General features: G+C 53.8%; 22 protein-coding genes and 4 tRNA genes. 21 read left to right on the forward strand and 5 right to left on the reverse strand.

Annotated features, from left to right (window positions below; all coding sequences use genetic code 11):
* Nucleotides 1–36: 36 nt before the first annotated feature.
* The 13 genes from rfbA (at nucleotide 37) to C3432_RS26525 (ending at nucleotide 10939) form a co-directional block, all read left to right on the forward strand.
* Entirely contained in the window at nucleotides 37–918 is an 882-nt protein-coding gene (gene rfbA, locus C3432_RS26465) for a glucose-1-phosphate thymidylyltransferase RfbA (protein WP_103780508.1), read from the forward strand.
* Nucleotides 896–1573, forward strand: a complete 678-nt coding sequence (rffC, locus tag C3432_RS26470; protein WP_103780510.1) for a dTDP-4-amino-4,6-dideoxy-D-galactose acyltransferase — start codon at nucleotides 896–898, stop codon at nucleotides 1571–1573. The genes rfbA and rffC overlap by 23 nt, the downstream gene beginning before the upstream one ends.
* 4 nt (nucleotides 1574–1577) lie before the next feature.
* Nucleotides 1578–2708, forward strand: coding sequence for a dTDP-4-amino-4,6-dideoxygalactose transaminase (gene rffA / locus C3432_RS26475; RefSeq protein ID WP_103780512.1), 1131 nt, complete (start codon nucleotides 1578–1580; stop codon nucleotides 2706–2708).
* A gap of 1 nt (nucleotide 2709) precedes the next feature.
* Nucleotides 2710–3960 carry a lipid III flippase WzxE gene (wzxE, locus tag C3432_RS26480; RefSeq protein WP_103780514.1) on the forward strand — a complete coding sequence of 417 codons (1251 nt, stop codon included), beginning with the start codon at nucleotides 2710–2712 and terminating at the stop codon, nucleotides 3958–3960.
* Nucleotides 3957–5036, forward strand: a complete 1080-nt coding sequence (locus C3432_RS26485; protein WP_103780516.1) for a TDP-N-acetylfucosamine:lipid II N-acetylfucosaminyltransferase — start codon at nucleotides 3957–3959, stop codon at nucleotides 5034–5036. Before wzxE ends, C3432_RS26485 begins: the two co-directional genes overlap by 4 nt.
* On the forward strand, nucleotides 5033–6385 hold the full coding sequence (gene wzyE, locus C3432_RS26490; protein WP_103780518.1) for an ECA oligosaccharide polymerase: 1353 nt from the start codon (nucleotides 5033–5035) through the stop codon (nucleotides 6383–6385). The genes C3432_RS26485 and wzyE overlap by 4 nt, the downstream gene beginning before the upstream one ends.
* Before the next feature lie 2 nt (nucleotides 6386–6387).
* On the forward strand, nucleotides 6388–7128 hold the full coding sequence (wecG, locus tag C3432_RS26495) for a lipopolysaccharide N-acetylmannosaminouronosyltransferase (RefSeq protein WP_103780520.1): 741 nt from the start codon (nucleotides 6388–6390) through the stop codon (nucleotides 7126–7128).
* 204 nt (nucleotides 7129–7332) lie between these two features.
* Nucleotides 7333–8718 carry a bifunctional threonine/serine APC transporter ThrP gene (gene thrP, locus C3432_RS26500; protein ID WP_103780522.1) on the forward strand — a complete coding sequence of 462 codons (1386 nt, stop codon included), beginning with the start codon at nucleotides 7333–7335 and terminating at the stop codon, nucleotides 8716–8718.
* Nucleotides 8719–8820: 102 nt separating this feature from the next.
* Nucleotides 8821–8897, forward strand: a tRNA-Arg gene (locus C3432_RS26505).
* 55 nt (nucleotides 8898–8952) lie between these two features.
* Nucleotides 8953–9028 (forward strand) — tRNA-His (locus C3432_RS26510).
* A 19-nt stretch (nucleotides 9029–9047) separates the two neighbouring features.
* Nucleotides 9048–9134: transfer RNA gene (locus C3432_RS26515), tRNA-Leu, on the forward strand.
* Nucleotides 9135–9175: 41 nt separating this feature from the next.
* Nucleotides 9176–9252, forward strand: a tRNA-Pro gene (locus C3432_RS26520).
* Nucleotides 9253–9910: 658 nt separating this feature from the next.
* Complete coding sequence (locus C3432_RS26525; RefSeq protein WP_103780525.1) at nucleotides 9911–10939, forward strand: ElaD/SseL family deubiquitinase; 1029 nt, start codon at nucleotides 9911–9913, stop codon at nucleotides 10937–10939.
* Nucleotides 10940–11006: 67 nt separating this feature from the next.
* Here the strand turns inward: C3432_RS26525 and hemY are convergent, their stop codons facing one another.
* From hemY to hemC, 4 genes are read right to left on the reverse strand one after another with little or no spacing between them, the layout of a single operon-like run.
* Nucleotides 11007–12206 (reverse strand): protoheme IX biogenesis protein HemY, encoded by a 1200-nt coding sequence (hemY, locus tag C3432_RS26530; RefSeq protein WP_103780527.1) that lies wholly within the window; start codon nucleotides 12204–12206, stop codon nucleotides 11007–11009.
* Between the two features lie 2 nt (nucleotides 12207–12208).
* On the reverse strand, nucleotides 12209–13393 hold the full coding sequence (gene hemX / locus C3432_RS26535; protein WP_103780529.1) for a uroporphyrinogen-III C-methyltransferase: 1185 nt from the start codon (nucleotides 13391–13393) through the stop codon (nucleotides 12209–12211).
* A 20-nt stretch (nucleotides 13394–13413) separates the two neighbouring features.
* Entirely contained in the window at nucleotides 13414–14154 is a 741-nt protein-coding gene (hemD, locus tag C3432_RS26540; protein ID WP_103780532.1) for a uroporphyrinogen-III synthase, read from the reverse strand.
* Nucleotides 14151–15092, reverse strand: a complete 942-nt coding sequence (gene hemC, locus C3432_RS26545; RefSeq protein ID WP_103780683.1) for a hydroxymethylbilane synthase — start codon at nucleotides 15090–15092, stop codon at nucleotides 14151–14153. The genes hemD and hemC overlap by 4 nt, the downstream gene beginning before the upstream one ends.
* A 391-nt stretch (nucleotides 15093–15483) precedes the next feature.
* Here hemC and cyaA point away from each other — a divergent pair, with 391 nt between their 5' ends.
* Complete coding sequence (gene cyaA, locus C3432_RS26550; RefSeq protein ID WP_103780534.1) at nucleotides 15484–18030, forward strand: class I adenylate cyclase; 2547 nt, start codon at nucleotides 15484–15486, stop codon at nucleotides 18028–18030.
* A gap of 77 nt (nucleotides 18031–18107) precedes the next feature.
* Here cyaA and cyaY read toward each other — a convergent pair whose 3' ends face one another.
* Nucleotides 18108–18428 carry an iron donor protein CyaY gene (cyaY, locus tag C3432_RS26555; protein WP_103780536.1) on the reverse strand — a complete coding sequence of 107 codons (321 nt, stop codon included), beginning with the start codon at nucleotides 18426–18428 and terminating at the stop codon, nucleotides 18108–18110.
* 139 nt (nucleotides 18429–18567) lie between these two features.
* Here cyaY and lptM point away from each other — a divergent pair, with 139 nt between their 5' ends.
* The 7 genes from lptM to ysgD all read left to right on the forward strand — a co-directional run bounded on the left by lptM (nucleotide 18568) and on the right by ysgD (nucleotide 24445).
* The gene (gene lptM / locus C3432_RS26560; protein WP_103780539.1) at nucleotides 18568–18771 is read left to right on the forward strand and encodes an LPS translocon maturation chaperone LptM; all 204 of its coding nucleotides are present in this window, start codon (nucleotides 18568–18570) and stop codon (nucleotides 18769–18771) included.
* A 36-nt stretch (nucleotides 18772–18807) separates the two neighbouring features.
* Entirely contained in the window at nucleotides 18808–19632 is an 825-nt protein-coding gene (dapF, locus tag C3432_RS26565) for a diaminopimelate epimerase (RefSeq protein ID WP_103780541.1), read from the forward strand.
* The gene (locus tag C3432_RS26570) at nucleotides 19629–20336 is read left to right on the forward strand and encodes a DUF484 domain-containing protein (RefSeq protein WP_103780543.1); all 708 of its coding nucleotides are present in this window, start codon (nucleotides 19629–19631) and stop codon (nucleotides 20334–20336) included. Before dapF ends, C3432_RS26570 begins: the two co-directional genes overlap by 4 nt.
* Nucleotides 20333–21229: a tyrosine recombinase XerC gene (xerC, locus tag C3432_RS26575; RefSeq protein WP_103780545.1), complete on the forward strand. Its 897-nt coding sequence runs from the start codon at nucleotides 20333–20335 to the stop codon at nucleotides 21227–21229. Before C3432_RS26570 ends, xerC begins: the two co-directional genes overlap by 4 nt.
* On the forward strand, nucleotides 21229–21945 hold the full coding sequence (gene yigB / locus C3432_RS26580; RefSeq protein WP_103780548.1) for a 5-amino-6-(5-phospho-D-ribitylamino)uracil phosphatase YigB: 717 nt from the start codon (nucleotides 21229–21231) through the stop codon (nucleotides 21943–21945). Before xerC ends, yigB begins: the two co-directional genes overlap by 1 nt.
* 77 nt (nucleotides 21946–22022) lie before the next feature.
* A complete protein-coding gene (uvrD, locus tag C3432_RS26585) occupies nucleotides 22023–24185 on the forward strand; it encodes a DNA helicase II (protein ID WP_103780550.1) in 2163 nt (720 codons plus the stop codon).
* A 203-nt stretch (nucleotides 24186–24388) separates the two neighbouring features.
* A complete protein-coding gene (ysgD, locus tag C3432_RS27865; RefSeq protein WP_212723238.1) occupies nucleotides 24389–24445 on the forward strand; it encodes a YsgD/CorL family protein in 57 nt (18 codons plus the stop codon).
* Nucleotides 24446–24456 lie beyond the last annotated feature (11 nt).

The following is a 24456-nucleotide window of genomic DNA, read 5'->3' on the forward strand; positions in this document are numbered from 1 at the left end:
GATGAGCCTGACTATGGCTCCCGGAGGAAGGAACGTATGAAAGGTATCATTCTGGCGGGTGGTTCAGGCACCCGCTTGCACCCCATTACGCGCGGCGTATCGAAACAGCTACTGCCAGTCTATGACAAGCCGATGATTTACTACCCGCTGTCGGTATTAATGCTGGCGGGAATTCGCGAAATTCTGATCATCACCACCCCGGAAGATAAAGGCTATTTTCAGCGGCTGCTGGGGGATGGTTCCGAATTTGGCATCGATTTGCAGTATGCGGAACAGCCCAGCCCGGATGGACTGGCGCAGGCGTTTATCATTGGTGAAACGTTCCTTAACGGCGAGCCATCCTGCCTGGTATTGGGCGATAACATCTTCTTTGGTCAGGGTTTCAGCCCCAAATTACGCCACGTTGCGGCGCGCACGAAAGGTGCAACGGTCTTTGGTTACCAGGTGATGGATCCTGAGCGGTTTGGCGTGGTGGAGTTTGACGATAATTTCCGCGCCATTTCGCTGGAAGAGAAGCCGAAAGAGCCCAAATCCAACTGGGCGGTGACCGGCCTCTATTTCTACGACAACAACGTGGTGGAGTATGCGAAGCGCGTGAAGCCTTCTGAGCGTGGAGAGCTGGAGATTACCTCTATCAACCAGATGTATCTGGAGGAGGGGCATCTGACGGTTGAACTGCTGGGGCGTGGTTTTGCCTGGCTGGATACCGGAACCCACGACAGCCTGATTGAGGCGAGCACTTTCGTGCAAACGGTTGAAAAACGGCAGGGATTTAAAATCGCCTGTCTGGAAGAGATTGCCTGGCGTAACGGCTGGCTGGACGATGAAGGCGTGAAACGCGCCGCCAGTGCGCTTGCCAAAACCGGTTATGGCCAATACCTGCTGGAGCTGCTCCGTGCTCGTCCGCGCCAGTATTGAACCGCTGAGCTGGGAAAGTACGTTCTTTGGCGTCGATAGCGCCATTGTGCGTATCGATCCCTGCGCGCCAGTATTGACTGAAGCTGAACTACAGCCCTGGTCACGGGTGCAGGTAAAAATCCCTGCTGCGCGGGCAGATGAGTTAGATGCGCTGCAACGGCTGGGCTTTTCGCTGGTGGAAGGCGAGGTGGACTTCGTATTGTCGGTTACGCCTGCTGACGAAATATCTGGCGCGGAAATTGCACGTCTTACGGACATTCCCGTTTTGCGCCAACAGGCAGCGGAGGCCTTCGCGCAAAGCCGCTTCCGGGCGCCGTGGTATGCGCCGGACGCCAGCGCACGTTTTTACGCGCAATGGATTGAGAACGCGGTGCGTGGCACCTTTGATCACCAGTGTCTGATCCTGCGTGACGGGGTCGGTGATATTCGTGGTTACGTCTCGCTGCGGGAACTTAATGATACCGACGTGCGAATCGGTCTGCTGGCCGGGCGTGGCGCGGGAGCTGAGCTGATGCAGGCGGCGCTTGGCTGGGCGCAGGCGCGTGGTAAAACAACATTGCGGGTGGCGACCCAGATGGGCAACACCGCCGCGCTTAAACGATATATACAGAGCGGTGCGAATGTGGAAAGCACCGCATACTGGTTATACAGGTGACAAAATGATTCCATTTAACGCACCGCCGGTGGTGGGAACTGAACTCGACTATATGCAGTCTGCAATGGGCAGCGGCAAGCTGTGCGGCGACGGAGGATTTACGCGTCGATGCCAGCAGTGGCTGGAGCAGCATTTTGGCAGCGCGAAAGTATTACTCACGCCATCCTGCACGGCTTCGCTTGAGATGGCGGCATTGCTGCTGGATATCCAGCCGGGTGATGAGGTCATCATGCCGAGCTACACATTTGTGTCTACCGCCAATGCTTTCGTGCTGCGCGGGGCGAAAATTGTCTTCGTCGATATCCGCCCGGATACCATGAACATCGATGAAACGCTGATTGAAGCGGCGATCACCGATAAAACGCGTGTGATTGTACCAGTACACTATGCCGGTGTAGCTTGCGAAATGGATACCATTATGGCGCTGGCGGCAAAGTACAACCTGTTTGTGGTGGAAGACGCCGCGCAGGGGGTGATGTCCACGTATAAAGGTCGCGCGCTGGGGACAATGGGGCATATTGGCTGCTTCAGCTTCCACGAAACCAAAAACTACACGGCGGGCGGGGAAGGTGGTGCGACGCTGATTAACGACCGTAAGTTGATTGAACGGGCGGAGATCATTCGTGAAAAAGGCACTAACCGCAGCCAGTTCTTCCGTGGTCAGGTGGATAAATATACCTGGCGCGATATTGGTTCAAGTTATCTGATGTCCGATCTTCAGGCAGCATATCTGTGGGCGCAACTGGAAGCGGCAGAGCGAATTAATCAGCAGCGTCTGGCGTTGTGGCAGAACTACTATGACGCGCTGACACCGCTGGCGCACGCCGGGCGCATTGACCTGCCCTCCATCCCGGACAGCTGCGTGCATAACGCGCATATGTTTTATATTAAGCTGCGCGATATTGACGATCGCAGTGCGCTGATTAACTTCCTGAAGGAAGCGGAAATCATGGCGGTGTTTCACTATATCCCGCTGCATGACTGTCCGGCTGGCGACAAGTTTGGCGAGTTTGCCGGTGTAGATCGCTACACCACTAAGGAGAGTGAGCGTTTGCTGCGTCTGCCGCTGTTCTACAATCTGTCGCCCGTCAATCAGCGTACGGTTATCGCAACCTTGCTGAATTATTTCTCCTGATATGTCGCTCGCGAAAGCGTCCCTGTGGACGGCGGCCAGTACGCTGGTAAAAATCGGGACTGGGTTACTGGTTGTAAAACTGCTCGCCGTGTCGTTTGGACCTGCGGGTGTGGGCCTGGCGGGAAACTTCCGTCAGATGGTCACGGTGCTGGGGGTGTTGGCCGGTGCCGGGATCTTTAACGGCGTCACCAAATATGTCGCCCAGCACCATGATGATCCGATGCGATTACGCAAGGTGGTTGGCACGTCCTCCGCGATGGTGCTGGGATTTTCCACGCTGATGGCCGTGTTCTTTTTGCTGGCGGCGGCGCCTGTCAGTCAGGGGCTGTTTGGTCATAGCCACTACCAGGGGCTGGTGCGCTTAGTGGCGCTGGTTCAGATGGGGATTGCCTGGGCCAACCTGCTGCTGGCGCTGATGAAAGGTTTTCGTGATGCCGCCGCAAATGCGCTATCGCTGATTATCGGCAGCCTGGTTGGCGTTGTTGCCTATTACGGCTGTTACCGTCTTGGCGGCTATGAGGGCGCGCTGCTTGGTCTGGCGCTGGTGCCTGCCCTGGTGGTTATCCCGGCAGCGATTATGCTCGTCAGGCGAGGCGCAATCCCGCTGAGTTACCTGAAACCTTCGTGGGATAAGGGGCTTGCCGGGCAGCTCAGCAAATTTACGCTGATGGCGCTAATTACGTCCGTCACGCTGCCGGTGGCATATGTGATGATGCGAAACCTGCTGGCAGCGCACTACAGCTGGGATGATGTCGGTATCTGGCAGGGGGTGAGCAGTATCTCTGACGCTTATCTGCAATTTATTACCGCGTCATTTAGCGTGTATTTATTGCCGACGTTGTCGCGGCTGACCGAAAAGCGCGACATTACGCGCGAAATCGTAAAATCGCTGAAGTTTGTTCTGCCTGCGGTGGCGGTGGCGAGTTTTACCGTCTGGCTGCTGCGTGATTTCGCCATCTGGCTGCTTTTTTCCGCCAAATTCACTGCCATGCGCGATCTGTTCGCCTGGCAACTGGTCGGGGATGTGCTGAAGGTTGGCGCGTATGTGTTTGGCTATCTGGTGATCGCGAAAGCATCGCTACGGTTTTATATTCTGGCTGAGATTAGCCAGTTTATTTTGTTGACGGCATTTGCTCACTGGCTGATCCCTGCGCATGGCGCGCTGGGCGCGGCACAGGCGTATATGGCAACCTATGTCGTCTATTTCTCTTTCTGTTGTGGCGTGTTTTTACTCTGGCGTAGGCGGACATGACTGTACTGATTCACGTACTGGGATCGGATATCCCTCACCATAATCAAACCGTACTGCGGTTTTTCAATGATGCTCTGGCTGAAAAAAGCGAGCACGCACGCGAGTTTATGGTTGCGGGTCAGGACGTTGGGTTGAGTGAAAGCTGTCCGGCGTTATCAATCGATTTCTACGATGGAAAAAAGGCGCTGGCCGGGGCGGTAATCGCCAAAGCGAAAGCGAACCGTCAGCAGCGTTTCCTCTTCCACGGGCAGTTCAACACCGCGTTGTGGCTGGCGCTGCTTAGCGGTGGCATTAAGTCCAGCCAGTTTAACTGGCACATTTGGGGGGCCGATCTGTACGAGGTCTCCAGCGGGCTGAAATTTCGTCTGTTTTATCCGCTTCGCCGTCTGGCGCAAAGCCGGGTGGGCTGCGTCTTCGCCACGCGTGGCGATTTGAACTATTTCTCCCATCAACATCCTCGCGTGCGCGGGGAGTTGCTCTATTTTCCTACGCGGATGGATCCTGCGCTCAACGAGATGACGAACGATCGCTCGCGTGAAGGGAAAATGACAATTCTGGTGGGTAACTCCGGCGATCGCAGTAATGAGCATATTGCGGCATTACGTGCGGTGCATCAGCAGTTTGGCGACACGGTGAATGTCATTGTCCCGATGGGTTATCCGGCGAATAACGAGGCCTATATCAATGAAGTGCGTCAGGCTGGCCTGGCGTTATTTAGCGCGGATAATGTAAAAATCCTCAGCGAAAAGCTGGAGTTTTCTGCCTATCTGGCGTTACTGCGTCAGTGCGATCTGGGCTACTTTATTTTTGCCCGCCAGCAGGGAATCGGCACGCTGTGCCTGCTGATTCAGGCAGGGATCCCCTGCGTGCTTAACCGTGAAAATCCCTTCTGGCAGGATATGGTGGAGCAACATCTTCCTGTGCTGTTTATCGGCGATGATATTAATGAACAGGTGATTCGTGAGGCGCAGCGCCAGCTGGCCTGCGTGGATAAAAGCGAGATTACGTTCTTTAGTCCAAACTATCAGCAACCCTGGCTCAGGGCGTTGCACATCGCCGCAGGAGAGACCGTATGAGCCTGATGCAGTTTAGTGGCTTGCTGATGGTCTGGCTGCTTTCTTCTCTGTTTATTGCCACGCTGACCTGGTTTGAATTCCGTCGCGTGCGTTTTAACTTCAACGTTTTCTTTTCACTGCTGTTTTTATTGACCTTTTTCTTCGGATTTCCGCTGACCTGTGCGCTGGTCTTCCGCTTTGACGTTGCCGTTGCGCCGCCGGAGATATTGCTGCAGGCGCTGCTTTCTGCCGCCTGTTTTTATGCTGTCTACTATGTGACCTATAAGACGCGCTTACGTAAACGAGCCTCTGACGTCCCGCGCGCGCCGCTTTTCACCATGAACCGGGTCGAAACCCATCTCACCTGGGTGATTTTGATGGGGATTGCGCTGGTGAGCGTTGGCATCTTTTTTATGCACAACGGTTTCCTGCTGTTCCGGTTGCACTCCTACAGCCAGATCTTCTCCAGTGAAGTTTCCGGCGTGGCGTTAAAGCGCTTCTTCTACTTCTTCATTCCGGCGATGCTGGTGATTTATTTCCTGCGTCAGGACAGCAAAGCCTGGCTGTTTTTCCTTGTCAGCACCGTCGCGTTTGGCCTGCTAACTTACATGATTGTGGGCGGGACACGTGCGAACATCATCATTGCGTTCGCCATCTTCCTGTTTATCGGCATTATTCGCGGCTGGATCTCGCTGTGGATGCTGGCGGCTGCGGGCGTGCTGGGGATTGTAGGCATGTTCTGGCTGGCCCTGAAGCGCTACGGGCTGAACGTGAGCGGCGATGAAGCGTTCTATACCTTTTTGTATCTGACCCGCGATACCTTCTCACCGTGGGAAAACCTGGCGCTGCTGTTGCAAAACTACGACAACATTGATTTCCAGGGGCTGGCACCGATTGTTCGCGATTTTTATGTCTTTATTCCTTCCTGGCTGTGGCCGGGACGACCGGGTATTGTTCTGAACTCGGCAAACTACTTTACCTGGGAAGTACTGAATAACCACTCTGGCCTCGCCATTTCACCTACGCTGATTGGTTCTCTGGTGATCATGGGGGGGGCGCTGTTTATCCCCCTTGGGGCGGTGGTGGTTGGGTTAATCATCAAATGGTTCGACTGGCTGTATGAGTTAGGTAACCGCGAGACGAATCGCTATAAGGCGGCGATTTTGCACAGCTTCTGCTTTGGCGCAATCTTCAACATGATTGTGCTGGCGCGCGAGGGGCTGGATGCCTTTGTCTCACGCGTGGTCTTCTTCCTTGTGGTTTTCGGAGCCTGTCTGCTGGTTGCGAAACTTCTTTTCTGGCTTTTTGACAGCGCCGGACTCATCCATAAACGAACAAAATCACAGCCCCGGGCACCGGTTGAAGGATAGTAATGACAGATAATACCACTGCGCCGATATACACATTACGCGGTTTACAACTGATCGGCTGGCGAGATATGCAACACGCACTCAGCTACCTGTTCGCCGACGGGCGGCTAAAACAGGGAACGCTGGTGGCGATCAATGCCGAGAAGATGCTGACGGTGGAGGACAACCCGGAGGTGAGGGCGCTGATTGAGGCTGCGGAATTCAAGTATGCCGATGGCATCAGCGTGGTGCGTTCGGTGCATAAGAAGTACCCGCAAGCACAGGTCTCCCGCGTCGCCGGGGCCGATCTCTGGGAAGCATTAATGATGCGGGCGGGCAAAGAGGGCACGCCGGTGTTCCTCGTGGGTGGCACACCCGAAGTGCTGGCGCAAACGGAAAAAAAACTGCGTACGCAGTGGAACGTTAACATTGTCGGCAGTCAGGACGGGTACTTTACTCAGGAGCAGCGCCAGGCACTGTTTGAACGCATTCGCGCCAGCGAGGCGCAGATTGTGACGGTAGCAATGGGCTCGCCGAAACAAGAGATTTTTATGCGCGATTGCCGGGAAGTTTATCCGCTGGCGTTGTATATGGGCGTGGGCGGCACTTATGATGTCTTTACCGGACACGTTAAGCGTGCGCCTGAAGTATGGCAGAACCTCGGCCTGGAATGGTTGTATCGCTTATTGTCTCAACCGAGCCGCATTACCCGTCAACTGCGCCTGCTGCGCTACCTTCGCTGGCATTATACCGGTAACCTGTAACCCTCCCTTTTTTAGACGGGCAGCGCATTCTGTTTAATGTGCTGCCCCGACCCCTTCTCCTGTTTGCTTTTTACACAAAACATACATTTTTTTAATGCTTCATTTGCCATTTTGCCAAATTTAAGAAACCATTCGCATCGCTTGATGTACCCATAACAATAACCGGCGCTACCGGAACAATGGCAAAACACGACAAGAGGATTTATGGCAGAGAATCAATCTGAGCTTCAGCGTGGGCTGGAGGCTCGGCATATCGAATTAATTGCCCTCGGGGGCACCATCGGCGTTGGCCTGTTTATGGGGGCTGCCAGTACCCTTAAATGGGCGGGACCGTCGGTGCTGCTGGCGTATATCGTCGCCGGGCTGTTCGTCTTTTTCATCATGCGTTCGATGGGGGAGATGCTGTTCCTTGAACCTGTAACCGGTTCATTCGCCGTTTACGCCCACCGTTATATGAGTCCATTCTTCGGCTATCTCACCGCATGGTCATACTGGTTTATGTGGATGGCCGTCGGGATTTCGGAAATCACCGCCATCGGAGTTTATGTGCAGTTCTGGTTCCCTGACATGGCGCAGTGGATACCCGCGCTAATTGCCGTTGGTCTGGTCGCGCTGGCAAACCTTGCCGCAGTACGTCTGTATGGTGAAATCGAGTTCTGGTTTGCGATGATCAAAGTTACGACCATCATTGTGATGATTATCGTCGGACTGGGCGTGATTTTCTTTGGTTTTGGTAACGGCGGCCAGGCGATTGGTTTTGGCAACCTCACCGGGCACGGCGGCTTCTTTGCCGGTGGTTGGAAAGGATTCCTCACCGCATTGTGTATCGTCGTTGCCTCCTATCAGGGCGTGGAGCTGATTGGCATCACCGCCGGTGAAGCGAAGAATCCGCAGGTTACGCTGCGTAGCGCTGTGGGTAAGGTGTTGTGGCGTATCCTGATTTTCTATGTGGGTGCTATTTTTGTTATCGTCACTATCTTCCCGTGGAATGAGATTGGCAGTAACGGTAGCCCGTTTGTTCTGACTTTTGCGAAAATCGGGATCACCGCTGCGGCAGGCATTATCAACTTTGTGGTACTGACCGCTGCGCTTTCCGGCTGTAACAGCGGTATGTACAGCTGCGGGCGCATGCTCTATGCGCTGGCGAAAAACCGCCAGCTGCCTGCGGCGATGGCGAAAGTGTCCCGTCATGGAGTGCCTGTGGCGGGGGTGGCTCTCTCTATCCTGATTCTGCTGGTAGGTTCATGCCTGAACTACATCATACCTAATCCGCAGCGCGTTTTTGTTTATGTCTATAGTGCGAGCGTACTGCCGGGGATGGTGCCGTGGTTTGTGATCCTGATTAGCCAGCTGCGCTTTCGTCGAGCCCATAAAGAGGCCATCGCCAGTCATCCTTTCCGTTCTATTTTTTTCCCGTGGGCGAATTATCTGACGATGGCGTTCCTGATTTGCGTACTGATCGGCATGTACTTTAATGAAGATACCCGTATGTCGCTGTTTGTCGGTATTATCTTCCTGTTCGCTGTGACGATCGTTTATAAGGTTTTTGGCCTCAACCGTCACGGCATTGCGCAGAAAGCGGGGGAATAAGCAACAAAACGCGCAAAGCGTAACCAAACGCGCATTTTATTTAAAAAGGCACTAGACAGCGGGGTGTGAAGTCCGTATTATCCACCCCCGCAACGGCGCTAAGCGCCCGTAGCTCAGCTGGATAGAGCGCTGCCCTCCGGAGGCAGAGGTCTCAGGTTCGAATCCTGTCGGGCGCACCATTAATCCGGTGCTGGAGCTGCGGTGGTTTCGATACCGCGTAAAAAATTTGTAGTGGTGGCTATAGCTCAGTTGGTAGAGCCCTGGATTGTGATTCCAGTTGTCGTGGGTTCGAATCCCATTAGCCACCCCATTATTAAAAGTTGTGAAATGCGAAGGTGGCGGAATTGGTAGACGCGCTAGCTTCAGGTGTTAGTGTTCTTACGGACGTGGGGGTTCAAGTCCCCCCCCTCGCACCACGACTTAAAGAATTGAACTAAAAATTCAAAAAGCAGTACATCGGCGAGTAGCGCAGCTTGGTAGCGCAACTGGTTTGGGACCAGTGGGTCGGAGGTTCGAATCCTCTCTCGCCGACCAATTTTGAACCCCGCTTCGGCGGGGTTTTTTGTTTTTAACATCCTTCTGAATCCACCCGGTATATTCTGTTGCCTGTCTGAGACATCCACACTTTCTGTTGTCGCTATTTGGTGACGGTTAACAGACTGATTCAATAAGATTTTATGTATTTTGACGAGAGATGTCGTTACCTGACGACAGCGGTCTGAGCTATTCCTCAGCGCTACGGGGCGAATTGACGTAACGTCATGAAATACCAGCAAGGTAAAAATTCTTAATCCTTATTTTTAGCAGTGCAATCCTGGCATGCAATGTGCAATAATATACAGGTAGATGCTCATTCCATCTCTTATGCTCGCCATAGTGCTTCATAAACTCAGGAATGATGCAGAGCCGTTTACGGTGCTTATCGTCCACTGACAGATGTCGCTTCGGCCTCATCAAACACCATGGACATAACGTTGAGTGAAGCACCCATTTATGTTGTCATACAGACCTGTTTAACGCCCGCTTCATCAGGAGTGGGCGTTTTTTTACATCTAAAAACTGCGCCCATCCATTTTTTATGGCTATCAAATAAACCTGTAAAGGAGCGAATTGCGGAATTTGTTCATTACTCATCTGATCTAGTATAGAAAAACATCAGCCTGAAAATGAGCTATTTTGATAAGGAAACCCAATGATCGCCGGAAACTATTCCCGATATCAACTAAATACAGCGCAGTTTAATAATTTATTTACAGACAACGTAAATATAAGGACGCTTGATGTACTGAGTCAATCAGCAGCCGACGGCAACCTTGATTGTATTGATATGTTGCATAACCTTGCCCTGCGCCATGATGATGTGGGTAAAAGGGCTGAGAATATCCTTTTTGATTTGTTTAGTGGGAAAACCCAGGGGAAGTCGGGGGTTGTCGAAGAAATTCAGCAGGCCAGTATGAAGTTATATGAGACGGCCTGTAGCGCTAAAGAAAAAAATAATGAAGATATGAAGAAATTTCATTCGCCATCTAAACTACTGTACATGGCGGGTTCTGCGATAACCAATATAGCGCAGAAACAGGATATATCCGCCATTTTCAGTGAAGGGGAGATCGCTCAGTCACCGTTCGAGCAGCTTGGACAGATTGATTTATGGAGTAACGCCCGTATGCTGCCGACCGATGAGATAAATGCCGCCATAAGTGGTTTAACGCAGCATGTGGATAAATTGTCATTAAATTTTCCAGTCGGACTTATTGAACCGACAACAAAATCAAATGTTTTATCTGAGATAATTTCTGAAAAGATGAAAACGAAAACAAATATTGATAAAACTGAGATTTTCCCGGTTAACACCGGAGGCCATTGGGTGTTGTTTGTTTTGTATAATGATGAGTCTGACTGTAATACTAAGTGCGCTATATTTAACTCTCTGAGTGAGTTACATGAAGATACTAAAAGCAATTTTATTGCTTCAGCAAAAAGAGCCGGGGTCTCTGAAAAAAATATCGATTTTATGCATGGGGATATGCAAAAAAATGTGCCAAACGGATGTGGAATATTCGTGATTAAGGCGGCAGAAGCACTCTCAATTATCCCTGAAGATAAACCGGTAGAGACGCTGAAAGCGTTTACTGATAGCTTCGCCAGATTATCAGAAGAAGATCAAATGTTATTTAATATACAGAACCGTCGTCAGTTGTATGAATATAGTATTCTGTAGGTGCGCATGGCAAAGCGCGGAAGAAGGATTTCAGGCCCGATCGGCGACACGCGACCGGGCCTGCAGGTTACTGCGGGGGATTGTTGTTTTGCAACGTCAGCATCAGTCCGTCACGACGCATGGTGGCCGCTTCTTCCGGCTGATGCAGTCTGTCGAGCGCATCGGCGAGCCAGGCGTAGTCGTAGGCATCCGGACGCTGCTTCAGCGCTGCACGGAAGGCGAACGTGGCTTCCTGCCATTCACCGTGTTTCATTAACGACTGACCGAGCGTGCTCCACAACAAGGGGCGATCGCCAACGGTTTTAATCTGCTGACGCAGCACTTTTTCCAGCTGTTCCGGGTTATTGGTCTTCAGACGGGGAATGGGCAACACCAGACGATCGTCGTACTGACGCTTCAGTCCGTCGATGATGATCTGCTGCGCCATATCATGGTCGTCGCATTCGATCAGGTGTTCTGCCATAGCCACCTGTAGCGGCACCCGATGGCGAGTTTTACGGCTCTGGTTTTTCCACCACTCACGTAAACCTTCGCTACCCTGATCGGCGCGAGCCTGGTTCATCAGACCAATCCACGCCTGCTGTTCCAGCATTGCGCGATGTTCTTCATCGCCAACGTTGGCTTTCGCCATTGACGGAATGATATCCAGCAGTGAACTCCATGCGCCGGTGCGGATGTAGGCCTGCTCCGCCAGACGCAGGACTTCCGGGTGACGCGGGGTGACTTCCAGTAATTTATCTATCCCGTGGCGCGCAGCATGGTCCTCATTGCGTGCCAGTTGCAGACGTACGCGGACAATCTCCACCGGAATGGTGTCATTGCCAGCCAGCTCCGCGGCACGTTCCAGATGCTGATTCGCGCGCGCTTCATCCCCACGCTGTTGGGCGGCTTCGGCAGCCAGCAGGTAGTTAACCACCGGCTGTTCAGCATGATCGGCATTTTTCGCCATCAGCTTCTCAACCTGCTGGTAATCACCTTCCGCCAGCTTCAGCAGTGCCTGTTCTGTCTGCTTACGCGCGCGACGGCGTTTACGACCAACAAACCATCCGCGAGTGTGCGCACCGGTACGGAGAATTCGCCGCAACAGCCACTCAATGGCGAACAGCACCACCAGCAGAACGATCAGGATTATCACCAGTCCCGTTACGCTGGTTTCGATATTGTAGTTATCGGTCTGGATCAGGACATAGCCCTGATGACCGGCGATCATTGGACCTAAAACAATCCCGGCGATCAATAACACAAAGAGCAACAATACTTTCAGCATCATTATTCTCCTTGCGGCGCGGCTGTCTGCGCAGCAGCAGCAGCAGGGGCAGGGGGCGCTTCAGTCGCAGAGGCCGCCGGTTGCGCCAGCAGATTACGCACGCGAGTTTGCATCAGTTTTTCGAGGATCGCCTGGCTTTGCAGCGTTTCCGGCACATCCATCGTGATGCTCTGCTGGCTCAGCTTATCCACCTCGTCAAGGAACGCTTTTGTCGTTGCATCATCGGTATCGTAGTACGCGCGAACCCATGTGGAGACATTATCCAGCGCCTGACGGTAAGTCTCTTCCTGATGGCGTGGCACCGCTTGCGCCGCCACTAACAGGCGAGAGCGGATGTTCTCTCGCAGGTAGACATCCTGGTTTGGCGCCAGCAGCGGAACGGCGGTTTCATCACGACGTCGAATCGTGATGAAATTATCCATAAAGTTCTGCCAGCTTTTTTGCAGATTGACGCGCCATTCGCTGATTGAGCTGGAAAGCTCGGTGCTGTCGGCGTCCATAGGGGAATCGTCGGTATTGTTATCAGCCAGACGCAGGTTATCGATCTGATTAGAAAGCTGATTTACCTTAAGGATGATGCCATCGTAGTCAACCTGTGCGACGGCGGAGAGGCTGGCGATATCATCGGTAATGGCGCGACGCGCAGTAATCAGGCTCGGATCGTTCATATCCGCCAGGCTGGCGTCCGCGCTCTTGAGTAGCGCAGCCGCAGTGGTGACGTCCTGATCGCTCCATAGCTTGCGACCGGCCAGTTTCACCAGAAAATCGGCCTGAGCCAGTAGCCAGGTTTTTGCGTCACTGCCGGAAATAGTGGCGACTTTCTGCTGAACGTCATCCAGCTGTTTCGCCAGTGCGGCCTGCTGGCGATTCGCTGCCTCCAGCTGCGTTGCCTGCTGTTTAATCACGCTTTCCAGCTCGGCCTTTTGGCTCTCTTGCGTTTTCTGTAACGCCGTTAACTGGCTGGCCAGCGCGTCGCTGGTGGCATTTTGCTCGACCGTTTGCTGTTTTCCCCAGCCATAAAGCCCAATACCTGCCGCCAGAGCAATGGCGATAGCAACCGCACTGAGGACCAGAGCAGTACTGTTTTTACTCTTCTTTTCGGTATTGGTATTGGCTGGCTGTGGCGTGGTTTCCACGGCCTCCCTGGTCTCTTCAACCACGGCGGAGGATTTTTCTTGTTCCGTCATTATGGCTTCCCATATGAGAGTTATTGTAATGCGCGCAATAGCGCATCGTTGTCGGCGTTATCGGCGACCTTAATGTCTTGCCAGCCCAGTTCCTGGGCGAGGTACGCCAGACGCTCACTGACGACCAACAGCCGACAGCGTAGTAACCAGTGCTCACGATACCATTGCGGAATCAACGACCAGAGCTGCTGCAACATCTCACCGCTGGTGACAACCACCGTCGTCACCCCATGAGACTGCCAGCGCATCGCCTCTTCCGCGCCTGCGTAATGTTTTGCACTGCGTTGATAACATTCACAAAAAGTCACATCGGCTCCGCGTGACGTCAGGGTTTCGCCCAACAGTTCACGTCCACCGTTGCCACGTAATATCAGTACACGTTTGCCCGTAATTTTTTGTAATTCAGGTAATTGTAGCAAGACTTCGCTAATTTCCCGATCCAGAGGGTAGCGAATGTCGCGCCCGCTGACGGTATGGAGAGCGAGCGCCGTGGTGCGACCAATCGCAAAATAGTGTGGCAACGTGGGCCAGGCTTGACCTTGCTTTTGCAACTGAGCATGGGCAAAAGAGACAGTATGCTGCGAGAGTGCAAACACTAAATCATTAGCGGTGAGTGTTGCCAGCTGGTCGGCAAGCGTTGCCAGTTGCCGACCCGGTGTAAACTCGATGAGCGGGAAACTCCAGGCCTCCTGCCCCAGTGTGCGCAGACGGCTCACTAACTCTTCCCCTGCGGGAGACGGGCGGGTGACCAGAATACTCATGCGGGCGCTTCTCCGTTATAAATCTCGGTAAGAATAGCGCGGGCACCGTTATCCAGCAGCTCTTCCGCCAGCGAAATGCCCATCTGCTCTGCATCCTGCGGTGAACCCCGACGCTCTCCACGTACCATTAGCGAGCCGTCCGGTGCCCCAACCAGCGCACGGAGCCAAATCTCTCCCTCGATCATTTCGGCATAACTGCCAATAGGGACCTGACAGCCGCCTTCCAGACGGGTATTCATTGCCCGCTCGGCCTTAACCCGCAGGGCGGTCACTTCGTGATTCAGCGGCGCCAGCAGCGCCTGAGTGCGCGCATCATCGAGCCGACATTCAATACCGACGGCCCCCTGGCCTACGGCAGGAAGGGAGATCTCTGGCGGCAGCGCAGTGCGAATACGTGCTTCCAGCCCCAGACGTTTTAAACCGGCAACGGCCAGGATAATGGCGTCGTAGTCGCCGTGATCCAGTTTACTCAGACGGGTACCGACGTTGCCGCGCAGCGAACGGATGATGAGATCCGGACGGCGTTCGGCCAGCTGGCACTGACGGCGTAAGCTGGAAGTCCCAACGATACTGCCTGCGGGCAGTTCATCGAGATTGTTGTATTTATTAGAGACAAAGGCATCACGCGGGTCTTCGCGTTCGCAAATAGTGACCAGACCCAGGCCTTGTGGAAACTCGACCGGCACATCTTTCATGGAATGCACCGCAATATCGGCGCGTTTTTCCAGTAGCGCGACTTCCAGCTCTTTCACAAACAAGCCTTTACCGCCTACTTTCGCCAGTGGGGTATCAAGAATTACGTCGCCGCGCGTCACCATTGGCACCAGCTCTACAACCAGCCCAGGATGGTTTGCCATTAAGGCGTCTTTGACATAATGTGCCTGCCAGAGCGCAAGGGGGCTTTGGCGTGTGGCAATTCTTAAAACATTGTCTAACATGCTTGTTACCGTCATTATCATCCATGGAACATCCTAACATCCTTACAAGTGGGATGTCAGTGTTACGGTCAATCGTGATTAAGAGGATAAGGCGTGGCATCGTCACTGGCAGTGAAGAATGACGAGAAACGGCCCTACCGTATTATGAGATTTACACGCTGTGAATGGTGCTACACTTGTATGTAGCGCATCTTTCTTTACGGTCAATGAGCAAGGTGTTAAATTGATCACGTTTTAGACCATTTTTTCGTCTGTACCCCATAAAAATGCAGATGAAAAAGGTAACGGTTATTTTTGACATACGGTTTATCCCGAGTGGTGACGGTTGCCAGTGAGCGCATGCGCTGCAGCAATCGACAACATGACGGGTAGCAACATCAGGCGATACGTCTTGTACCTCTATATTGAGACTTTGAAACAGAGACTGGATGCCATCAATCAATTGCGCGTGGATCGCGCGCTTGCTGCCATGGGACCTGCTTTTCAACAGGTTTACAGTCTGCTGCCGACATTATTGCACTATCACCATCCACTGATGCCGGGCTACCTTGATGGTAACGTACCCAGAGGCATTTGCTTCTACGCGCCTGATGAAACCCAACGCCACTACCTGAATGAACTGGAACTGTATCGCGGTACATCCGTGCAGGATCCGCCAAAGGGTGAATTGCCGATCACCGGCGTCTACTCGATGGGCAGTACCTCTTCAGTGGGGCAAAGCTGTTCTTCTGACCTGGATATCTGGGTCTGTCACCAGTCCTGGCTTGATAGCGAAGAGCGCCAGCTGTTGCAGCGTAAATGCAGCTTGCTGGAGAGCTGGGCCGCCTCGCTTGGGGTGGAAGTCAGCTTCTTCCTGATAGATGAAAACCGTTTCCGCCATAATGAAAGCGGCAGTCTGGGCGGTGAAGACTGCGGCTCTACGCAGCATATTTTGTTGCTCGACGAATTCTATCGCACCGCTGTGCGCCTTGCCGGTAAGCGTATTCTGTGGAATATGGTGCCGTGCGACGAAGAAGAGCATTACGATGACTATGTCATGACGCTCTACGCACAGGGTGTGCTCACGCCAAACGAATGGCTGGATCTCGGCGGATTAAGCTCGCTCTCTGCCGAAGAGTACTTTGGCGCCAGCCTCTGGCAGTTGTACAAGAGTATTGACTCCCCTTACAAAGCGGTATTGAAAACGCTGCTGCTGGAAGCGTACTCCTGGGAATATCCCAATCCGCGCCTGTTGGCGAAAGATATTAAGCAGCGTCTGCATGATGGCGAGATCGTGTCGTTTGGTCTCGATCCGTACTGCATGATGCTGGAGCGCGTAACTGAATACCTCACGGCGATTGAAGATCCGACGCGGCTGGATTTGGTGCGTCGATGTTTTTATTTAAAAGTGTGCGAAAAACTGAGCCGCGAACGCGCCTGCGTTGGCTGGCGTCGTGAGGTGTTAAGTCAGTTAGTCAAAGAGTGGGGATGGGACGATGCCCGTCTGGCGATGCTGGATAATCGGGCAAACTGGAAGATCGATCGGGTTCGCGAAGCGCACAACGAGCTACTCGACGCCATGATGCAGAGCTACCGTAACCTGATTCGCTTTGCGCGCCGTAACAATCTTAGCGTTAGCGCCAGTCCGCAGGACATCGGCGTTCTTACCCGTAAGCTGTATGCCGCGTTTGAAGCACTGCCGGGCAAAGTGACGCTGGTGAACCCACAAATTTCACCGGATCTGTCTGAACCTCACCTCACTTTTATTCATGTGCCGCCGGGTCGAGCCAACCGCTCAGGCTGGTATCTCTACAACCGCGCGCCTGACATGAATTCGATTATTAGCCATCAGCCGCTGGAATATAACCGTTATCTGAATAAGCTGGTGGCGTGGGCCTGGTTTAACGGCCTGCTGACGTCGCGTACCCATCTGTTTATTAAGGGCAACGGCATTGTAGATTTGCCGAAATTGCAGGAGATGGTGGCTGATGTGTCGCATCACTTCCCGCTGCGTTTGCCCGCGCCGACGCCGAAAGCGCTCTATAGCCCGTGTGAAATCCGTCATCTGGCGATTATTGTTAATCTCGAATATGACCCGACGGCGGCGTTCCGCAATCAGGTGGTGCATTTTGACTTCCGTAAGCTGGATGTCTTCAGCTTCGGAGAAGAGCAAAATTGCCTGGTCGGCAGCGTAGACCTGCTGTATCGCAACTCGTGGAACGAAGTTCGTACCCTGCACTTCAATGGCGGGCAGGCAATGATCGAGGCGTTGAAAACGATTCTGGGCAAAATGCATCAGGATGCTGCGCCGCCGGACAGCGTGGACGTGTTCTGCTACAGCCAGCATCTGCGCGGTTTGATTCGTACTCGCGTTCAACAGCTGGTGTCAGAGTGTATTGAATTGCGCCTGTCCAGTACGCGCCAGGAAACCGGGCGCTTCAAGGCGTTGCGCGTCTCTGGTCAGACATGGGGATTGTTCTTTGAACGTCTGAACGTGTCGGTACAGAAACTGGAAAACGCCATTGAGTTCTACGGGGCGATTTCGCATAACAAGCTGCACGGACTCTCTGTGCAGGTTGAGACTAACCACATCCGGTTGCCGTCAGTGGTGGATGGTTTTGCCAGTGAAGGAATTATCCAGTTCTTCTTTGAAGAGTCGGGTGAAGAGCAGGGCTTTAACATCTATATTCTGGACGAGAGCAATCGGGTGGAGGTGTATCACCACTGCGAAGGCAGCAAAGAGGAGCTGGTACGCGACGTCAGCCGCTTCTATTCCTCTTCGCATGACCGCTTCACGTACGGCTCCAGCTTTATTAACTTTAACCTGCCGCAGTTCTACCAGATTGTGAAGGTCGATGGGCGTGAGCAGGTGATTCCGTTCCGCACCCAGTCAATTGATAACATACCGTCCGCCAGACAGGACAACGACGCGCCGCTGCTGCAACAATATTTTTCGTGAATTGTCTTGCCCGGTGGCGCTACGCTTACCGGGCCTGGGGTAGGCCGGAAAGGCGAAGCCGCCATCCGGCAAAAGATTTAACGGAAGCTCACCGTTTCACCTGCCTGCTGCGTTGCCGCCTGCTCCAGCAGATCCCAGAAAGTCTCGCCGCTGCGGTCGCAGATCCACTCGTCGCCTTTCAGATCGAAATGGTAGCCGCCCTGTTTGGTCGCCAGCCACACCTGATGCAGCGGTTCCTGACGGTTAATGATGATTTTGCTGCCGTTCCCGAAGCTGAGAGTCAGCACACCGCCATTGATTTCACAGTCGATATCGCTGTCGCCATCCCAGTCGTCCAGACGCTCTTCAATGGTCAGCCACAGGGTATCGGCCAGGCGATGAAATTCACTGTCGTTCATTGTTGTTTCCCGTTTTTTAGTGATGGCGAGAGTATAACCTGAAAGAAATCGCGTTGCAGTTTTCAGCCAAACTCTTGCTTTTACGCCTTCTCCTGCGATGATAGAACGCAGAAAGTATGAACTTTACAGGCAATCCATAATGAAAAATGTGTTAAAGCCACTCGCTGTACTTCTTACTCTGTTCAGCCTGACGGGCTGTGGGCTTAAAGGTCCGCTCTATTTCCCGCCGGCTGACAAGAACGCGCCGCCGCCGACGAAGCCAGTTGATTCGCAAACGCAGTCAACGACGCCCGATCAAAACGATCGCGCAACGGGAGATGGGCCTTCCCAGGTTAATTACTGACGGTGTGTTTCTGCACCCGCGTGAATGGAGTAAATGATGCAGTTCTCTAAAATGCATGGCCTTGGCAACGATTTTATGGTCGTCGACGCGGTAACGCAGAATGTCTTTTTTTCACCAGAACTGATCCGTCGCTTGTCTGACAGGCATCTGGGCGTAGGATTTGATCAGCTGCTGGTTGTCGAACCACCTTACGATCCTGAGCTGGATTTTCATTACCGTATCTTCAATGCCGACGGGAGCGAAGTTTCGCAGTGTGGTAATGGCGCGCGTTGCTTCGCCCGCTTTGTTCGTCTGAAAGGGCTGACCAATAAACGCGATATCCGCGTCAGTACGACTAACGGTCGCATGGTGCTGAGCGTAACGGATGACGAACTGGTGCGGGTCGATATGGGTGAACCCAACTTTGAACCCTCGCAGGTGCCTTTTCGCGCTAACAAAGCGGAAAAGACTTATATTATGCGAGCCGCCGAACAGACAATATTGTGCGGCGTTGTTTCAATGGGAAATCCACACTGCGTGATTCCGGTTGATGATGTTGACACTGCGGCGGTTGAAACGCTGGGGCCGGTTCTGGAAAGTCATGAGCGCTTTCCCGAGCGCGCCAATATCGGCTTTATGCAGGTAGTGAAACGCGAACATATCCGTTTACGCGTCTATGAACGTGGGGCAGGAGAGACTCAGGCCTGTGGCAGTGGCGCATGCGCTGCGGTTGCGGTGGGCATTCAGCAAGGTTTGCTGGCAGAAGAAGTGCGCGTGGAATTACCGGGTGGTCGCCTTGATATCGCCTGGGAGGGTCCGGGTCATCCGTTATATATGACTGGCCCGGCGACACATGTCTACGACGGGTTTATTCATTTATGAAACAGCCAGGGGAAGAACTACAGGAAACGCTTACTGAACTTGATGACCGGGCGGTCGTCGATTATCTGTTGCAAAACCCTGAGTTTTTTATCCGCAATGCACGCGCCGTTGAGGCGATACGCGTCCCTCACCCGGTGAGAGGCTCAATTTCGTTAGTCGAGTGGCATATGGCGCGCGCGCGTAACCATATCAATGTTCTTGAAGAGAACATGTCACTGCTGATGGACCAGGCTAACGCCAACGAAAGCCTGTTCTATCGTCTGCTGCATCTGCAAGGAAAGCTGGTCTCTGCCAGCAGCCTTGACGATATGCTGATCCGTTTTCACCGCTGGGCACGCGATCTGGGGCTTGCCGGGGCGACTATACGCCTGTTCCCGGACCGCTGGCGGCTCGGCGCGCCGTCGAGTTATACCCATCTGGCGTTAAGCCGTCAGGCTTTTGAGTCGCTACGCATTCAGCGGCTGGGCCAGGAGCGCCATTATCTTGGTCCGCTGAACGGTCCGGAATTATTGGTCGTGTTACCAGAAGCGAAAGCGATTGGCTCTGTGGCGATGTCCATGTTGGGACGCGATGGCGATCTTGGCGTGATTCTCTTCAGCAGCCGCGATGTACATCATTATCAGCAGGGGCAGGGAACACAGCTACTGCAGGAAATTGCGCTGATGCTGCCGGAGCTGCTGGGGCGCTGGATTGAACGCGTATGACCGCCCTTTCTTCAGATGTCGCACGATTTTTGTGCTATCTCGGCGTGGAGCGCCAGCTTAGCCCCATTACGCTGCTGAATTATCAGCGTCAGCTTGATGCCATCATTGCGTTTGCCGAAGAAACCGGTCTGCAAAGCTGGCAACAATGTGATATTGCGACGGTACGCAGTTTTGCAGTGCGCAGTCGCCGTAAAGGACTGGGGGCGGCCAGCCTGGCGCTGCGTCTTTCCGCTCTGCGCAGCTTCTTTGACTGGCTGGTCAGCCAGGGCGAACTAAAAGCCAATCCGGCGAAAGGCGTTTCCGCGCCGAAAGCGCCGCGCCATTTGCCCAAAAATATCGATGTGGATGATGTTAATCGCCTGCTGGATATCGACCTCAACGATCCGCTCGCCGTACGCGACCGGGCGATGCTGGAGGTGATGTACGGCGCAGGGCTGCGTTTGTCGGAGCTGGTGGGCCTGAATATTAAGCATCTGGATCTCGATACCGGTGAAGTGTGGGTCATGGGGAAAGGCAGCAAAGAGCGTCGTCTGCCCATTGGCCGTAATGCGGTTGCGTGGATTGAGCACTGGCTGGATCTGCGCGGGCTGTTTGGCTCTGACGAAGACGCGCTGTTCCTCTCGAAGCTCGGAAAACGGATCTCCGCGCGTAACGTGCAAAAACGTTTTGCCGAATGGGGCATTAAGCAGGGGCTGAATAGCCACGTGCATCCACATAAGCTGCGTCACTCGTTTGCCACGCATATGCTGGAGTCGAGCGGCGACCTGCGCGGTGTTCAGGAGCTGTTGGGACACGCCAACCTCTCCACCACGCAAATCTATACTCATCTTGATTTTCAACACCTGGCCTCGGTGTACGATGCGGCGCATCCACGCGCCAAACGGGAGAAATAATGCGTTTTTACCGGCCTTTGGGGCGCATCGCTGCGCTCACCTTTGACCTGGATGATACCCTTTACGACAACCGTCCGGTGATCCAGCGTACCGAGCAGGAAGCGCTCGCGTTTGTTCAGAACTATCACCCCGCGCTGCGGACATTACAGAATGCCGATTTGCATCGCCTGCGCCAGGTTGTGCGGGAAGCAGAACCTGAAATTTATCATGATGTGACCCGCTGGCGTCATCGCGCGGTTGAACGCGCCATGTTGAACGCCGGGCTGTCGGCAGAAGAGGCGGTTGCGGGCGCCAATGCGGCGATGATGAACTTTGCGAAGTGGCGCAGTCGGGTCGATGTTCCCGAGGCGACGCACAATACCTTACAGCGGCTTGCGAAGAAATGGCCGCTGGTGGCGATTACTAACGGTAACGCCCAGCCTGAGCGGTTTGGTCTGGGGGATTACTTTGAATTTGTATTACGCGCCGGTCCGGATGGTCGCTCAAAACCGTTCAGCGATATGTATTTTCTTGCGGCCGAAAGGCTGAATGTCCCGATCGGTGAGATCCTGCATGTGGGCGACGATCTGACGACCGATGTCGCCGGGGCGATCCGTTGCGGTATGCAGGCCTGCTGGATTAAACCGGAAAATGCCGATCTGATGCAGACCAATGACAGTCGTTTACTGCCGCATCTGGAAATTTCGCGGTTGGCATCTCTGACCTCGCTGATATAATCACCAGCAGTATTGTATAAATTAACAGTATGCCCTGGCCGTGACTGCCGTCGGGCATCTTACTTTCGGCGGTGCCAATGGACGTTTCTTACCTGCTCGACAGCCTCAATGATAAACAGCGCGAAGCGGTGGCCGCGCCACGTAGCAACGTTCTGGTGCTGGCAGGGGCAGGGAGTGGTAAAACCCGCGTCCTGGTGCACCGTATCGCCTGGTTGCTGATGGTTGAAAATAACTCGCCATATTCGATTATGGCGGTGACCTTCACTAACAAAGCGGCGGCGGAGATGCGTCACCGTATCGGTCAGATCATGGGCACCAGTCAGGGCGGCATGTGGGTTGGCACCTTCCACGGGCTGGCACACCGCCTACTTCGCGCACACCATATGGATGCCAACCTGCCGCAGGATTTTCAGATCCTCGACAGTGAAGATCAGCTGCGCCTGCTCAAGCGCCTTATTAAGGCCATGAATCTCGACGAGAAGCAGTGGCCGCCGCGTCAGGCGATGTGGTACATCAACAGCCAGAAAGACGAAGGCCTGCGTCCGCATCATATTCAAAGCTACGGCAATCCGGTTGAACAGACCTGGCAAAAGGTCTATCAGGCCTATCAGGAAGCGTGCGATCGCGCCGGTCTGGTGGACTTTGCCGAGCTGCTGCTGCGTGCGCACGAGCTGTGGCTCAACAAACCGCATATTCTTCAGCACTACCGCGAGCGTTTCACCAATATTCTGGTGGATGAGTTCCAGGATACCAACAACATTCAGTACGCGTGGATCCGCCTGCTGGCGGGCGATACCGGCAAGGTGATGATCGTCGGCGATGACGATCAGTCCATTTATGGCTGGCGTGGAGCGCAGGTGGAAAATATCCAGCGCTTCCTTAACGACTTCCCCGGCGCGCAAACCATTCGTCTGGAACAGAACTACCGTTCGACCAGTAACATCCTTAGCGCGGCGAACGCCCTGATTGAAAATAACAACGGGCGTCTGGGTAAAAAGCTGTGGACCGACGGCGTCGACGGTGAACCGATTTCGCTCTACTGCGCGTTTAACGAGCTGGACGAAGCGCGTTTTGTGGTAAACCGCATTAAAACCTGGCAGGACAATGGTGGCGCGCTGGAAAACTGCGCCATTCTTTATCGCAGTAACGCCCAGTCGCGTGTGCTGGAAGAGGCCTTATTGCAGGCCAGTATGCCGTACCGTATTTATGGCGGTATGCGCTTCTTCGAACGCCAGGAGATTAAAGACGCGCTCTCTTATCTGCGTCTGATTGCCAACCGTAATGATGATGCGGCGTTTGAGCGTGTGGTGAATACTCCGACGCGTGGGATTGGCGATCGTACCCTGGACGTGGTGCGTCAGACCTCGCGCGATCGCCAGCTTACGCTGTGGCAGGCGTGTCGAGAACTGCTACAGGAGAAAGCGCTGGCCGGTCGTGCCGCCAGCGCGTTGCAGCGCTTTATGGAGCTGATCGATGCGCTGGCACAGGAGACGGCTGATATGCCGCTGCACGTGCAGACCGACCGGGTGATTAAAGACTCCGGCCTGCGGATGATGTACGAGCAGGAAAAAGGTGAGAAAGGCCAGACCCGTATTGAAAACTTAGAAGAACTGGTGACGGCAACGCGCCAGTTCAGCTACAACGAAGAAGATGAAGATTTGATGCCGCTACAGGCATTCCTCTCCCATGCGGCGCTGGAGGCTGGCGAAGGACAGGCGGATACCTGGCAGGATGCGGTGCAGCTAATGACGCTACACTCGGCGAAAGGGCTGGAATTTCCGCAGGTGTTTATCGTCGGGATGGAAGAGGGGATGTTCCCCAGCCAGATGTCGCTGGATGAAGGCGGACGCCTTGAAGAAGAGCGTCGTCTGGCTTACGTCGGCGTGACCCGTGCGATGCAGAAACTGACGCTAACCTATGCCGAAACGCGTCGTCTGTACGGCAAAGAAGTGTATCACCGCCCGTCACGCTTTATCGGCGAGTTGCCGGAAGCGTGTGTGGAAGAGGTCCGTCTCCGGGCTACCGTCAGCCGCCCGGTGAGTCATCAGCGGATGGGGACGCCGGTCGCGGAAAACGACACCGGTTATAAACTCGGTCAGCGCGTGCGTCATGCGAAGTTTGGTGAAGGCACCATCGTCAATCTGGAAGGCAGCGGTGAACATAGCCGGTTACAGGTGGCGTTCCAGGGGCAGGGAATCAAGTGGTTAGTTGCGGCGTATGCTAGGCTGGAAGCGGTCTGACCGCCTTTACCATTGCCGGATAAGGCGCAGCCGCCATCCGGCAAACTGCCGCTTAATATTCTGAAATCATAGATAAATAATCCTCCTCTGCTAACCTTTCTGCATAAGGGGAAATTATTACTTTTTCGCGTTCCGTTGCGTGTTGACGGCAAATTTTTGCTGGCGTAACATGCGCGCACGATTACGCTAAGAGGACATTCGCCTTGGACACACCCAGTAGATACTGGCTCATTATCCTGTCATCCAGGATCAACTCCTAAGGCTATCCCTT

Source organism: Citrobacter amalonaticus, assembly GCF_002918555.1.
Taxonomy (GTDB): domain Bacteria; phylum Pseudomonadota; class Gammaproteobacteria; order Enterobacterales; family Enterobacteriaceae; genus Citrobacter_C; species Citrobacter_C amalonaticus_A.

Excerpts from the sequence above, each read along its gene's own strand:
- uvrD (WP_103780550.1), top strand. The coding sequence starts at position 22,023 with ATGGACGTTTCTTACCTGCTCGACAGCCTCAATGATAAACAGCGCGAA.
- hemY (WP_103780527.1), bottom strand. The coding sequence starts at position 12,206 with ATGCTGAAAGTATTGTTGCTCTTTGTGTTATTGATCGCCGGGATTGTT.
- thrP (WP_103780522.1), top strand. The coding sequence starts at position 7,333 with ATGGCAGAGAATCAATCTGAGCTTCAGCGTGGGCTGGAGGCTCGGCAT.
- hemX (WP_103780529.1), bottom strand. The coding sequence starts at position 13,393 with ATGACGGAACAAGAAAAATCCTCCGCCGTGGTTGAAGAGACCAGGGAG.
- hemC (WP_103780683.1), bottom strand. The coding sequence starts at position 15,092 with ATGTTAGACAATGTTTTAAGAATTGCCACACGCCAAAGCCCCCTTGCG.
- lptM (WP_103780539.1), top strand. The coding sequence starts at position 18,568 with ATGAAAAATGTGTTAAAGCCACTCGCTGTACTTCTTACTCTGTTCAGC.
- wecG (WP_103780520.1), top strand. The coding sequence starts at position 6,388 with ATGACAGATAATACCACTGCGCCGATATACACATTACGCGGTTTACAA.
- cyaY (WP_103780536.1), bottom strand. The coding sequence starts at position 18,428 with ATGAACGACAGTGAATTTCATCGCCTGGCCGATACCCTGTGGCTGACC.
- hemD (WP_103780532.1), bottom strand. The coding sequence starts at position 14,154 with ATGAGTATTCTGGTCACCCGCCCGTCTCCCGCAGGGGAAGAGTTAGTG.
- wzyE (WP_103780518.1), top strand. The coding sequence starts at position 5,033 with ATGAGCCTGATGCAGTTTAGTGGCTTGCTGATGGTCTGGCTGCTTTCT.
- wzxE (WP_103780514.1), top strand. The coding sequence starts at position 2,710 with ATGTCGCTCGCGAAAGCGTCCCTGTGGACGGCGGCCAGTACGCTGGTA.
- rffA (WP_103780512.1), top strand. The coding sequence starts at position 1,578 with ATGATTCCATTTAACGCACCGCCGGTGGTGGGAACTGAACTCGACTAT.
- C3432_RS26570 (WP_103780543.1), top strand. The coding sequence starts at position 19,629 with ATGAAACAGCCAGGGGAAGAACTACAGGAAACGCTTACTGAACTTGAT.
- rfbA (WP_103780508.1), top strand. The coding sequence starts at position 37 with ATGAAAGGTATCATTCTGGCGGGTGGTTCAGGCACCCGCTTGCACCCC.
- yigB (WP_103780548.1), top strand. The coding sequence starts at position 21,229 with ATGCGTTTTTACCGGCCTTTGGGGCGCATCGCTGCGCTCACCTTTGAC.
- C3432_RS26485 (WP_103780516.1), top strand. The coding sequence starts at position 3,957 with ATGACTGTACTGATTCACGTACTGGGATCGGATATCCCTCACCATAAT.
- C3432_RS26525 (WP_103780525.1), top strand. The coding sequence starts at position 9,911 with ATGATCGCCGGAAACTATTCCCGATATCAACTAAATACAGCGCAGTTT.
- dapF (WP_103780541.1), top strand. The coding sequence starts at position 18,808 with ATGCAGTTCTCTAAAATGCATGGCCTTGGCAACGATTTTATGGTCGTC.
- xerC (WP_103780545.1), top strand. The coding sequence starts at position 20,333 with ATGACCGCCCTTTCTTCAGATGTCGCACGATTTTTGTGCTATCTCGGC.